The organism is Psychrobacillus sp. NEAU-3TGS (assembly GCF_029955155.1).
Lineage (GTDB): Bacteria > Bacillota > Bacilli > Bacillales_A > Planococcaceae > Psychrobacillus.
The window spans coordinates 5,599-18,716 of record NZ_JAPNOZ010000004.1 but is presented as its reverse complement, the minus strand read 5'-3'; the positions used below and the strand labels follow the sequence as shown (position 1 = coordinate 18,716).

At 39.2% G+C, this 13,118-nt stretch carries 11 protein-coding genes and 6 tRNA genes; all 17 read right to left on the bottom strand.

From position 1 onward, the window contains the following. Positions 1-7 precede the first annotated feature (7 nt). The 17 genes from glmS to OR571_RS22705 all read right to left on the bottom strand — a co-directional run bounded on the left by glmS (position 8) and on the right by OR571_RS22705 (position 12,969). A complete protein-coding gene (gene glmS, locus OR571_RS00935) occupies positions 8-1,810 on the bottom strand; it encodes a glutamine--fructose-6-phosphate transaminase (isomerizing) (RefSeq protein ID WP_282240997.1) in 1,803 nt (600 codons plus the stop codon). A 399-nt stretch (positions 1,811-2,209) separates the two neighbouring features. Beyond that, positions 2,210-3,814, bottom strand: coding sequence for a gamma-glutamyltransferase family protein (locus OR571_RS00930; RefSeq protein WP_282240996.1), 1,605 nt, complete (start codon positions 3,812-3,814; stop codon positions 2,210-2,212). A 131-nt stretch (positions 3,815-3,945) separates the two neighbouring features. After that, positions 3,946-4,461, bottom strand: a complete 516-nt coding sequence (locus OR571_RS00925) for a type 1 glutamine amidotransferase domain-containing protein (RefSeq protein WP_142540991.1) — start codon at positions 4,459-4,461, stop codon at positions 3,946-3,948. 214 nt (positions 4,462-4,675) lie between these two features. After that, positions 4,676-6,028, bottom strand: a complete 1,353-nt coding sequence (gene glmM / locus OR571_RS00920) for a phosphoglucosamine mutase (protein ID WP_282240995.1) — start codon at positions 6,026-6,028, stop codon at positions 4,676-4,678. A gap of 37 nt (positions 6,029-6,065) precedes the next feature. After that, positions 6,066-7,328, bottom strand: coding sequence for a CdaR family protein (locus tag OR571_RS00915; RefSeq protein ID WP_282240994.1), 1,263 nt, complete (start codon positions 7,326-7,328; stop codon positions 6,066-6,068). After that, the gene (gene cdaA / locus OR571_RS00910; protein WP_282240993.1) at positions 7,321-8,160 is read right to left on the bottom strand and encodes a diadenylate cyclase CdaA; all 840 of its coding nucleotides are present in this window, start codon (positions 8,158-8,160) and stop codon (positions 7,321-7,323) included. Before cdaA ends, OR571_RS00915 begins: the two co-directional genes overlap by 8 nt. A 115-nt stretch (positions 8,161-8,275) precedes the next feature. Further along, positions 8,276-8,905 (bottom strand): anti-sigma factor family protein, encoded by a 630-nt coding sequence (locus OR571_RS00905; protein WP_282240992.1) that lies wholly within the window; start codon positions 8,903-8,905, stop codon positions 8,276-8,278. Between the two features lie 12 nt (positions 8,906-8,917). Next, the gene (gene sigW, locus OR571_RS00900; RefSeq protein WP_142540986.1) at positions 8,918-9,493 is read right to left on the bottom strand and encodes an RNA polymerase sigma factor SigW; all 576 of its coding nucleotides are present in this window, start codon (positions 9,491-9,493) and stop codon (positions 8,918-8,920) included. Positions 9,494-9,653: 160 nt separating this feature from the next. After that, positions 9,654-10,559, bottom strand: a complete 906-nt coding sequence (rocF, locus tag OR571_RS00895; RefSeq protein ID WP_282240991.1) for an arginase — start codon at positions 10,557-10,559, stop codon at positions 9,654-9,656. Positions 10,560-10,629: 70 nt separating this feature from the next. Continuing rightward, a complete protein-coding gene (locus tag OR571_RS00890; RefSeq protein ID WP_282240990.1) occupies positions 10,630-11,220 on the bottom strand; it encodes a GNAT family N-acetyltransferase in 591 nt (196 codons plus the stop codon). A 197-nt stretch (positions 11,221-11,417) separates the two neighbouring features. Next, positions 11,418-11,490, bottom strand: a tRNA-Ala gene (locus OR571_RS00885). Between the two features lie 23 nt (positions 11,491-11,513). Next, a tRNA-Gln gene (locus OR571_RS00880) sits at positions 11,514-11,588 on the bottom strand. Between the two features lie 6 nt (positions 11,589-11,594). Beyond that, positions 11,595-11,678 (bottom strand) — tRNA-Tyr (locus OR571_RS00875). 21 nt (positions 11,679-11,699) lie between these two features. Then, positions 11,700-11,775 (bottom strand) — tRNA-Val (locus OR571_RS00870). A gap of 124 nt (positions 11,776-11,899) precedes the next feature. After that, a tRNA-Thr gene (locus tag OR571_RS00865) sits at positions 11,900-11,972 on the bottom strand. Between the two features lie 13 nt (positions 11,973-11,985). After that, positions 11,986-12,060, bottom strand: a tRNA-Asn gene (locus OR571_RS00860). A gap of 699 nt (positions 12,061-12,759) precedes the next feature. Next, positions 12,760-12,969 carry a helix-turn-helix domain-containing protein gene (locus OR571_RS22705; RefSeq protein WP_348775001.1) on the bottom strand — a complete coding sequence of 70 codons (210 nt, stop codon included), beginning with the start codon at positions 12,967-12,969 and terminating at the stop codon, positions 12,760-12,762. Positions 12,970-13,118: the final 149 nt, after the last annotated feature.

Here is a 13,118-nt window from a genome sequence, read left to right as displayed (position 1 = left end):
TTCATTACTATTCCACTGTAACAGACTTAGCCAAGTTCCGTGGTTTATCCACATCACATTCTCTATGCAATGCTGCATAATAACTAATCAGCTGTAATGGCACAACAGCCACAAGTGGAGAGAATAGCTCGTGTACTTTTGGAAGCACGAAACGATCTCCTTCTTCCTCCAAGCCCTCCATTGCAATAATGCATGGGTTTGCTCCTCGTGCCACTACTTCTTTTACATTACCACGAATATTGAGGCTTACAGCTTGTTGCGTTGCAAGGGCGAATATTGGGGTACCATCTTCAATAAGTGCGATAGTACCGTGTTTTAGTTCTCCGCCTGCAAAGCCTTCTGCTTGAATATAGGAAATTTCTTTTAGTTTTAATGCGCCTTCTAAACTTACATAGAAGTCAACGTTTCGTCCGATAAAGAATGCATTTCTAGTTGTTGCTAAAAACTCTGTCGCTATTTCTTCCATTTCTTCTTTGGAATCAACAATTGTTTGCACAGCATTTGCTGCAATACCAAGTTCTTTGACAACATCAAAGTCTAGTGTTTTGCCTTGAGCTTGCGCATATGCGGAAGCTGTTACCATTAATACTGCTACTTGCGCAACGTATGCTTTCGTAGATGCCACTGCAATTTCAGGACCAGCATGAAGTAAAAGCGTATGATCTGCTTCGCGAGAAAGTGTGGACCCTGGCACGTTTGTCATCGTAATCGTTGGGTACCCTTGCTCTTTTATCTTCACTAACACTTGTCTGCTATCTGCTGTTTCACCTGATTGCGTGATAAATAAAAATAGCGGTTTGGCAGAAAGTAGTGGCATATTGTAGCCAAATTCGCTAGAAATATGCACTTCTACAGGTATACCTGCAATTTTCTCAAAGTATTGCTTGCCGATAAGACCTGCATGATAACTAGTTCCCGCAGCAATAATATAGAGACGATCTGCATGGTGCAGTGCATCCAAGATATTTGCGTCAATTGTTAGCTCATCTTGCTCATTTTGATAAGCTTGGATGATTTTACGAATAACCGCAGGCTGTTCGTCCATTTCTTTTAACATATAGTGAGGATATGTTCCTTTTTCGATATCGCTCATATCTAGCTCTGCTTTATATGCTGGACGTTCTACAATAGAGCCATCCAATTTTTGAATTTCAACTGAATCCTTATGCACGATAACAATTTCTTGATCGTGAAGCTCTACATACTGCTCCGTCACTTGTAGCATAGCCATTGCATCAGACGCTACTACATTAAAGCCTTCACCAAGACCTACAAGAAGCGGCGATTTGTTTTTCGCAACATAAATAGTATTTGGATCTTCTTTATCAAGTAGTGCAAGTGCATATGATCCATGGATAAGATGTAATGTTTTTCTTAGTGCATCAATGGTGGATAATCCATCTTGTGAAAACTTTTCAATTAACTGTACAATTACTTCTGTGTCTGTATCAGAAGCCATTTCTACATTAGATAAATAAGCTTTTTTCATAAGGTGATAATTTTCAATAACACCGTTGTGCACAAGTGTAAATCGTTGTGTTGTGCTTTGATGAGGGTGTGCGTTTAGTTGGTTTGGGACACCATGCGTTGCCCAACGAGTATGCCCAATTCCAAGTTTTGCATCTACTTCTTCATCTACCACATCACGTAAGTCTGCAATTCGTCCTTTTTCTTTAAAGACAACTACGCCTTCGTCATTAAGTACAGCAATTCCCGCTGAATCGTAACCACGGTACTCCAATTTCTCTAACCCTTTTAATAATATTTCCTTTACATCTGCTTCTCCAATATATCCTACAATCCCACACATATTCATATTCCTCCGTTTACATTCATGTCAAAACAAGCCTCTCTTTTTACCTGAGATGCTCATTATGCTAAGAATGCCTTCTTTTCCCCTCTGTCATACAATCACTCGTATGGTTTCTGAAAAAGAATAACAACCGGGCAAATACGGTCGGGAGGCATCCGCCGAATTTTCGATAACCTCCACCTCGTCTGCTGAAGATATATCGATCAATTTCTTCAGCTCTGGCGCTATAATTGTTTTCCTCATTTTAACGCGTTTATCTTTCCTCCATTTCTACGCGGTCACTTTTGAATTTACATTAAAAGTAACTTTTTCATTATATACGCTCATTATATGCACGTCAATTTTATGGAACAAAGGTTAATAGAATAATTGAAAAAAAGCCTCCAATTGAGGCTCTTACCAAACTGCTATTGCTCCATCTGTCCTAGATTCTGTACCGCCTTGTAGAACGCCTGTCTCCGGGTTTCTCCAAATAATCTGACCACGACCAAAGCTACCTCCATCCGTTGTCATTTGAATATCATGACCTTTTCTTATTAAGCTTTGCACAAGATAATTTGGAAACTCAGGCTCTACATGAATTGTTTTTCCTTTCACCCATTGCCAACGTGGCATGTCTAACGTTGCTTGTGGGCTCAATAAGTAATCAATCGTATTCGTCACCACTTGGAAATGTCCTTGTGGCTGCATATATCCACCCATCACACCAAATGGACCGACTGCTTTACCATCCTTCGTTAAAAATCCTGGAATAATCGTATGGAATGTTCTTTTACCAGGTTGCAAAGCATTTGGGTGTTCTTCATCCAATGAGAAATCACGTCCCCTATTTTGCAAGGCGATTCCTGTATTCGGAATGACAATACCGGAACCAAACCCCATGTAATTACTTTGAATGTAAGAAACCATATTTCCTTCTTCATCAGCTGTCGCTAAATAAACCGTTCCACCTTTTGGCAATTCATATGGTTCTGGGTTACTTGCTTCTGCTCGAATAGTTACACCCCGAGATTTAGCATATTCATCTGATAATAAATGTTCTACGCTTATAGGCATGGCATTTTGCTCTGTGATGAATGCTTTGCCATCTGTAAATGCTAATTTCATCGCTTCCATTTGATAGTGGAATGTATCTGCATTTTGCCAAATCGGCATATTTAAACTTTTGTATATATTAAGCGCCATTAAGGCTATCATCCCTTGACCATTTGGTGGAATTTCCCAAACGTCATAACCTCGATAATTTACAGAGATAGGCTCTACCCATTCTACATTATATGAAGATAAATCATCTTTTGATAGATATCCGCCGTGCCTTTTCATATAAGCATCTATTTGATCTGCTATTTTCCCTTCATAAAAGTCGCGAGCGTTCGTTTCTCCAATGGCTAGAAGTGTTTTGGCATGACCTGGTGAAGACCACATTTCCCCTATTTCAGGTACGCTACCATTCGGTGCAAAAGTTTCAAACCATGCAGTAAATTCTTCCGTAGTAAGGGAATCTTTAAATCTATTATATGCCAATTTCCAATACTTCCCTAGAATTGGTGTTAACGGATAGCCTTCTTCTGCATATCGAATGGCTGGTAGGAGTACTTCTTTAAGCGAGAGTTTGCCAAAGCGTTTTGACAGTTGAGCCCACGCAGCAGGAACACCAGGTACTGTAACCGGTATGACGCCATACATAGGCATTTTCTCATATCCTTGTTCTTTGAGTTTTTGTATAGAAATAGACTGTGGTGCGGGACCTGAAGCATTCAAACCATGTAGCTTGTCTTTTGTCCAAACTAAAGCGAACGCATCTCCTCCAATACCATTAGAAGTGGGTTCTACAACGGTAAGTGCTGCAGCTGTTGCAATTGCAGCATCAATCGCATTTCCTCCTTGCTTTAATATGTCTAAACCTGCTTGTGCTGCCAATGGTTGAGATGTTGCAATCATTCCCTTTTTTGCAAAAACAGTATGTCGTTTAGCAGAAAACGGGTGGTATAAATAGTCCACAATCATTTCCCCTCTATGTATTTATTTCGTCTCTGTTATAGAATAACAGAAAATTATAAAAATATTCCATTAACTTTACAAAATAAAAAAGAACACCTTCGATTGAAGGTGCTCCATTTTTCATTAATCATTTATTTCTCCAGCAATTTGACAATTTCTCTATTAAACGCTGGCAGATCATCTGGGGTTCTACTTGTGACAAGTTGATTGCCACAAACGAATACTTCCTCATCGTGATAAGTTGCTCCGGCGTTTTCTAGGTCGACTTTAATCGACTTGTATCCAGTAGCGTCTCGTCCTTCTAATGTTTTTGCAGTAATTAGAAGCTGCGGTCCATGACATATTGCAAATACTGGTTTCTTTGCATCCATAAAAGCTTTTGCAAAAGCTACAAAACGATCGTCCGCTCGTAAAATATCTGGTGAAAAGCCACCCGGAATAAATAATGCATCAAAATCTTCCGGTTTTACGTCATCTATTCCATAGTCTACCTTAAGATTGGCTTCACCTTGTTTACCTGTTACTTCATTTCCTGCTTCTTTCTCAATTGTAAATACCTCATGTCCTGCATCGTTCAAAGCTTGCGCTGGGCTGGTGTACTCGACGTCTTCAAACATATTTGTGATTAATGTTGCTACTTTAGCCATTTCCTCACTCCTTATCTGCTTGTTCTCTCTTATTATTCCACTAATAAATCATAGTAAACATGTAATCAATAGTTTTGTTAAAACGACTTTTATGCTTTATAAAAGACGTAAAATGGTTGCCCCCTTAGTATGAAGGGAGCAACACCAAGCCCTTCTCACTTATTTTTAGAACAAAAAAATCCAGCACAGGGCTGGATTTTTGTATCATTCATTTTTATTCGGCTAAGCCCATCTCTTCTTTTACGACAGTCACGATTCGGTTTACATAGTTTTCGCAGTCTGCTTCTGTTTCTGCTTCTACCATAACGCGTACAAGCGGTTCTGTGCCTGATGGTCGGACTAATACGCGACCATTGCCAGCCATTTCTGCTTCTACTGTCTGAATGATAGCTGCTACTTTCGCATTTTCTGTCACTGCGTGCTTGTCTGTTACGCGTACATTTACAAGCTTTTGAGGAAATATTGTCATTTCAGATGCGAGCTCTGAAAGTTTTTTCCCAGTCACTTTCATAATATTGACTAGTTGTAGTCCAGTTAATAATCCATCACCTGTTGTGTTGTAATCTAGGAAGACAATATGTCCTGACTGCTCCCCGCCAAGGTTGTAGCCATTCTTTTTCATTTCTTCAACTACATAGCGATCTCCAACTGCTGTTTTCACACTTGTCATATCATGCGTTTCTAATGCTTTATAGAAGCCCATATTACTCATCACTGTGGAAACAACCGTACTTTTGTTTAGGCGCCCCTGTGCATTTAAATATCTTGCACATATATACATGATTTGGTCGCCATCTACGATTTGTCCTTTTTCATCCACAGCGATTAATCGGTCCCCGTCTCCATCAAAAGCAAGACCAACGTCTGCTCCTTTTTCTAAGACAAACTTAGCTAATTCTTCTGGATGCGTAGAACCTACGCCTTCATTAATATTCAATCCATTTGGAGATACACCCATCGTCGATAAATCTGCATCTAAATCCGCAAATACATGAGTTCCAAGAGAAGAAGTTGCTCCATTTGCACAGTCTAATGCAACATGAACACCTACAAACTCTTCATCTATTGTTTGTTTCAAGTATTGAATATATTTTTGTCCGCCTTCAAAATAATCTGATACAGAACCAACTCCTGCTCCAGTAGGACGAGGAATTTCATCTACTGCTGCATCAAGTAGCTGCTCAATCTCTTCTTCTTGTTCATCTGAAAGCTTGAAGCCATCTGGTCCAAAGAACTTGATCCCGTTGTCTGCCACAGGATTATGTGAAGCAGAAATCATTACTCCTGCATTGGCACTCATAACTCTCGTTAAAAAAGCTACACCAGGTGTACTAATGACTCCTAAACGCATTACTTCCACACCAACCGAGAGAAGTCCAGCAACTAGTGCGCCTTCTAGCATGTGACCAGAAATCCTAGTATCACGACCGATTAATACCTTCGCTCGTTCCTTCGCTTCCTTCGTTAATATATATCCTCCAACACGACCTAGTTTAAAAGCTAGCTCTGGTGTTAATTCTGAATTCGCTACTCCTCGAACACCATCTGTACCAAAATATTTTCCCATTTCTTCTTCTCTCCTTAAAAACCTGTTGTCCTACGCATTAAGCTTCTTTTATTGTTATTTTTGCCTCAGATTCAGACGTTCCCCATTCTATATTAGATGGGCCTTCTATTTGAATTGGAAGGGTTACTTCCCCAACTTGGGCATTCTCGGCATTTACGTAAACGGAAACATTGTTTAGTTGAATATTTTCCAAAGCCTCGGGTGTTCCTTTTGCTACGACAGAAACGATTCCATCCGTAGGTGTTTCAAAATTACTAACTAGCTGCTCCGGTAGTCCCTTCACTGCAATCGTAACTTTTTCAAATGCTTTCTCTTCCACTGTTGAAACAGTTTCCTCTTGCTCTTCTTCCTCAACTGGTGGAGCTGGTGTGACATCTGCTGTTATTTTAATCTTGTCGAGAGACAATCTAGTCACACCATCTGGAATTGCTAACTTCAAATCAAAGCTACTCGTATCCTCTAGTTTACTCACGTCTACATCAACTTGTAACTGCCCCATTTTATCTAATACTGTTCGAGGGCCGTATAGTCTAATATTTTTTACATCAGTTGACAATTTATTAATCTTTACCCCTTCTTTAGGTACTCCTTTAGGGACTAGAACCACAGGGACTTCTTTACTGTATTCTTCGACATTTACTTTTACTTGTGTCGTTTTCGGTTCAACGGTTACATCCAATTTATTTAAATCAGCGTCTAGTACCCGTATGCTCGCTTCTTGTTCAAACGATTTGTTAATTCCCTGGTCTCTAACGATAGTAGCTTTTACATAGCCTATGCTATCGATAATACTTTTTGCTCCTGTAACAACTACTTTTTTCGGTTCCATATCATAGGATTTGACGATATAGTTTTCGGCTAACAAGCTTTCATTCATATCTAAATCCACATTAAATTCTTGAGAAACTCGTTCCTCAATCACCACATTCACATTTACAGGCTCGATACGCACTTTCAATTTATCTGAAAAGTTTTCGGTTGAAAATTCTACTCTATGTTCCCCAAACGTTACATTTCGTAAATCAATAAATACTTTATAGTCCTTCATCACTTTCGTGGAAAAAACCTGTTGCGATGGACCTTCTATATTCACCGTAACAGTTTCTGGCACTCCTGTTACAACTGAATTTTCATCGTCATAATATACTTCTACAGGCACATCTCGAAGAACTTCCACTGACGTGCTAGTTGTATTCATATTATTCTTTTCCATATCCGATTTCACAGAAACGAATAATAGAATGGCAAGTACCAATGCAATTATTCGTAAAAACCATGGATTGCCCATCATTTTATCCATTCTGTTTCCCCCTCCACAACCATTTAGAAGAAGCTACCTGTTCCTCTGTTGGTCCAAACCAAAGGCGTTTCAAGTGAGTTTCAAACTCTTCCATGGATAAATTTCGATGGAGATCTCCGTTAGATGTTAAACTTACCGCACCGGTTTCTTCTGATACAACAATGGTTATCGCATCCGTTACTTCACTTAAACCAATTGCCGCACGGTGCCGTGTTCCAAGCTCTTTGGAGATGAAAGGACTTTCAGATAATGGCAAATAACAAGCGGCGGAGACAATACTATTCTTTTGTACAATAACCGCACCATCATGTAAAGGTGTATTTGGTATAAAGATATTAATCATAAGCTCCGAAGTAAGATGCGCATTCAACTGAATTCCCGTTTCAATGTATTCATTTAAACCTGTTTCTCTTTCAATAGATATTAATGCACCAATTCGACGTTTTGCCATATAGCTTACAGATTTGGTCATCGCCTCTATTAAACGATTTTTCTCTTCTTCTTCTTGCATGGATGAGCTTCTTGCGAAGAGCTTACCCCTACCTATTTGTTCGAGCGCTCTTCTTATTTCAGGTTGGAAGATCACAATAATTGCAAAAAAACCAATACTAATTACATTTTCAAGCAACCAACCTAGTGTATCCATACCTAAAAAGTCCGTTACTACTCGAGCTGCGATAATAACAAATATTCCTTTTAATAATTGAACAGCTTTCGTTCCTTTTATCAAGGTTATTAATTTGTATATAACAAACCATACAACTAAAACATCTAAAATGTTTACAATTACGTTTACTGGCATAAAACTGGTAAACTGCTCCATAAACGACATGTGGCATCCCCCACTTTTCATCACAAATCCATACCATGTAAGTATAACATAGTTGCCCAGTTCTCTACATTTTAGGGCGAAAAAAGTCTATCCACTTCACTGGATAGACTTCCCATTATTTTGTTTCCTCTTTTTCAAAAAACGACACGACTTCTTTCGCCCCATCTTTTATGTGAAACCAAAGCCAGTCAAATACTTCATTAATCTCTTCTGTCTTACCCGTTATTACTGCTGTAGAAGCCATGTATTTCGAACCGTTTATGACGGTTAGATTCCCGTCCAATTCACCATCGATTCGAACATCCCCATTTCGAACGACTAGATTGCCTTTTACAACTTGTCCTTCGGGGATTATAACCGTTTCTCCTTCTACCACGACATTTTCTTGTTTGGTAAAAGAGAATTGCTGCTCTTCATGGAAATTACTAAATAATGCACTACTCATAAATAAAAAGAATAATGCTGCTGCAGTGAGAATCGGATGATGCCGCAACCATCTACTAACACCAGCATGTGATTTTTCTTTTGGAAGTCTTGCCATTACATTTTGACTAAAATTAGTTGGGGCCTCTACATGAGCTGCTCCTTTTACAAATGCGACCACATCGCTTAACTCGTGCATATGAGCCTGACAATCCACGCATGACTGCAAATGAGATTTAAGTTCAAGCTCATGTTCACGGCTTATTTCACCATCTAAATATTCATGCATTAAGTGAACAATTCGCTCTGGACATGCATTCATCGTGATTCCCTCCTATAAAAAATTGGGTTGCCTGCTTAACTGTTTTCTAAGAAACTCTCTGCCTCTATGAATTCTCGTTTTTACTGTTCCAAGTGGTAATTCTAATATCTCACTAATCTCTTGTAAAGATAATTCTTCCATATACTTTAATACAATGGCCGATCGATATTTATCCGGAAGACGACTAATTTCATATTGTATCCGGTCTTGCAGCTCAAGTTTCATTATTTCTTCTTCTGGCAGTTCATCTGCTGCTGCGATTTGAGAATACATATCGAGCCCTTCAGTACCCTTTACTTCTGCATCTAAATAAAAATCCGGCTTCTTTTTTCGTATACGATCGATACATAAATTCGTCGCAATACGGTATAGCCAAGTAGAGAACTTTCTTTTTTGATCATACGTGTGTATGTTGATAAAGGCTCGCACAAATGCTTCTTGTGCAATATCCTCGGCTTCATGACGGTTTCCTAACATCCGAAAACATACTTGAAATAGCCTATGCTGATACAGGTCGACAATCTCCGCGAATGCGTCTTTATCGCCTTTTAACACTTGTTTTATTCGTTTATTTATTAACGCATCCATCGTGATTTTCCCCTCCGCCTCATGCGGCTGTCTTACCTATACGTATTAAGGTAGCAACAGGTTTCATTTTTTTCTATATTATTTATTTTACCAAATATTCCATGCATTGTGTTGATAATAAAAAAAGAAAAGCAGACTATTTGCCCGCTTTCCTCTTTTATTATATGAGACTTTCCCCAAATAGTGACCCCATTAATCCAACTGCAACATCCGCCGTCTTGTTTTTTTCATCCAGTATAGGATTTACTTCCACAAATTCAGCTGACGTAATCAAATTGGAAGAATAGAGCATCTCCATGGCTAAATGGCTTTCACGATAACTAATACCACCAGGTACAGGTGTACCAACCCCAGGTGTATAAAGCGGGTCTAAACCATCTAAATCGAGTGATAAATGGACACCATCTACATTACGTTCCTGAAAATAGGCAATTGTTTGATTCATTACTTCTGTCATTCCATGCTTATCGATTTCATGCATGGAAAATACTTTAATGCCCTTTTCTTTTATTAATTCACGTTCGCCTGGATCTACAGAGCGAGCACCAATAATAACTACGTTTTCTGGTTTAATCTTTGGAGCGTAAGCGCGTATATTCACTAAGTCTTCATGACCTAAGCCAATACTCACTGCAAGTGGCATTCCATGTATATTCCCAGAAGGAGAAGTTTCAGCTGTATTTAAGTCAGCATGCGCATCGTACCAAATAACGCCTAAGTTTTCATAGCGATCTGCAAGCCCTGCTAGTGTTCCGATTGCTATACTATGGTCACCACCAAGCACTAAAGGATATCTTCCTTCCAATAGCACCTCATGTACTTTGTTTGCTAGCTTTGTATTTCCCTCCATCACATCTTCCAGATTACGCAAATGTGTATTTGGAGATTGTTCTTTACGAGTATGGCTAATCGCAATATCTCCCTCATCTTTAACGGTGTGGCCAAGTGCTTGTAGGCGTTCTACCACGCCGGCATAGCGGATAGCACTTGGTCCCATATCGACTCCCCGTCTATTTTGACCAAGATCCATTGGTACACCAATTATTGAGATATCTAACTTGTTCATGATTTAATACCCCCTTCTATTCCTACACCTATTGTAAATCTTAAAGGGGAAATGGCTCAACTCAGCATTTTTATGAATATTTATTCATTAACTGAACTAGATGATTTTTCACTTCCGTCCATTCACTTTCAATGATTGAGTAAACAATGGCATTTCTCACCGTGCCATTTGAACGAATTCTTTCATTGCGAAGAACCCCTTCTTTTATACCACCTATTCGTTCAATCGCGCGCTGGGAAGTCACATTCAACTCATCCGTTTTAAATTGGACGCGAATCATCCCTAACTGTTCAAAGCAATGTTTTAAAAGCAAGTATTTAGCTGTTGTATTCACATGCGTTCGCTGAAACTGTTTTCCATAAAAAGTAGATCCTATCTCACAAGCATGATTCGTATGATCCATTCCATATATACGGGTCGTCCCCATTATTTTATGGGTATCGGTATTTTCTACTACAAATGAAAGTGCAGTTTGTTCAATATTCATTTGATCAATTCCTACTTGCAACCAATTACTGAGTTGTTCCCTATCTTCTATTTTATTCAACATAAATTCAAATATTTTGGGATCATACAACTCCCATAAAAACGGAATGTCACTTTCTTTCAATGGTCGTAATGTCACGTCTCCATATACGATTGTTTCAGCCAAGCTAAACACCTCACTTTTTTATATCATCATAATAGAAAGATGGATGCATTAAAAGGATTTTATCTCAGAAACTATGAAAATAATAAGTTAAGTTTGTATATAGGGGAGTCAGGGGTTTTGGAGTGTTGATTACGTTATGCTTTGTTTTTTTAGCAAAATAAAAAACCTTCCTAAAGACGGAAGGTTTAATTTGTCATATATAAATATGGAGCCTAGCGGGATCGAACCGCTGACCTCCTGCGTGCAAGGCAGGCGCTCTCCCAGCTGAGCTAAGGCCCCGTTAAATAAAAGTTAAATGTTTGTGGCTGGGGTACCTGGATTCGAACCAGGGCATGACGGAATCAAAATCCGTTGCCTTACCGCTTGGCTATACCCCAATAAACTGGTGGAGGGGGACGGATTCGAACCGCCGAACCCTAAGGAGCGGATTTACAGTCCGCCGCGTTTAGCCACTTCGCTACCCCTCCAAAGCTAAGTATGAAAATAAATGGTGGAGGATGACGGGCTCGAACCGCCGACCCTCTGCTTGTAAGGCAGATGCTCTCCCAGCTGAGCTAATCCTCCTGGGTTATAAAATCACGACTCGTCTTATACTTCTACTAGAATCGGACAAGAACTATAATAACATATTTGTTTCTCTTAGGCAAGTAGTTATCTAGGCTTTTTTACATTTACTATTCAAAATGTAAGCTTCCAAGCGGGTTCGAACCGCTGACCTCTTCCTTACCATGGAAGCACTCTACCTGCTGAGCTATGGAAGCACAGACAAAAAAATGGCTCCGAAGGTAGGACTCGAACCTACGACCGATCGGTTAACAGCCGATTGCTCTACCACTGAGCTACTTCGGAACAATGCATCTATTTAAAGTACAAATATAATTATAACAATAATTAATTATATTTCAAGTATAATTCTACATTTTTTTTAAAATATATCATATTGTATTATTTGCGTTTAATCCCCTTTGGTAGAGAAAATCAATTAATAGCTAAATCATGGTAAACTGCTTTCAAAGCAACAAATTGAGGTCCGGATGCTTTCTTTGCACAAAAACTCATTACACAGAAGACTAGTTAGAATTTGGTGGGGATTAGGCCAATCCATTTGAGTTTTATCAAGTTTTAAGCTTAGAGCATAACTTCGCATAGATGAACACAATTTCTAGAATGCTACCTTTGTTATAGGTGACATTTTGGGCTTCTCGTTTGGCGCGTTCAATTCGACGCGATAGGATGCGCTGTGCCTTGTCTAATTGGTGTTCGTAATGGCCACATCTCTTTCAAGGAGGAGATGAACGTGCGTCGCTGAGGGTAGCGATTTCCGTCAGCCCTACATCGATACCAATCGATTGCCCTATCTTCGCCAGTGGTTGAATGTCCTCTTCACAAACAGGCTGACATAGTAATGCCATTCACCTTTTTAGTGGTATAGCTGGCGCGTTGTTTTCTTTTTGAAACGTGGTTTTCCATTTTGTTTGGAAAACCAGCGTTGGTAGGCATCGTCTAGCTGTTCTCCAACGGATTGTAACGCAGTACTGTCTACTTCCTTTAATCCTTTAATCCTTTAAGAAGGGGTACAGCTCGTTTAATGTGGTGATAGACTTGACCATATCCACCTTCGAAGGATTTTTCCAGTAAAGCAATTTGGACCGCATCGAGTAGTTGATTAAACGCAAAACGCACACAACCGAAGTTTTTGGCCAACAACTGTTGTTGCGTTTGATTTGGATAGATACGACATTTATATGCTTTCTTCACTTGGAAACACCTCCCTCGAAATTTCTTCTATTTTACATTAAGTTCACAAAAAAAATTAGGTGTAAGACACTGGAGTATGTACAAAGAAGCCCTTATATGAAGTTATCCACATTTAATAGATTTTATAATTTTTTAAGCATCAAAAAAGC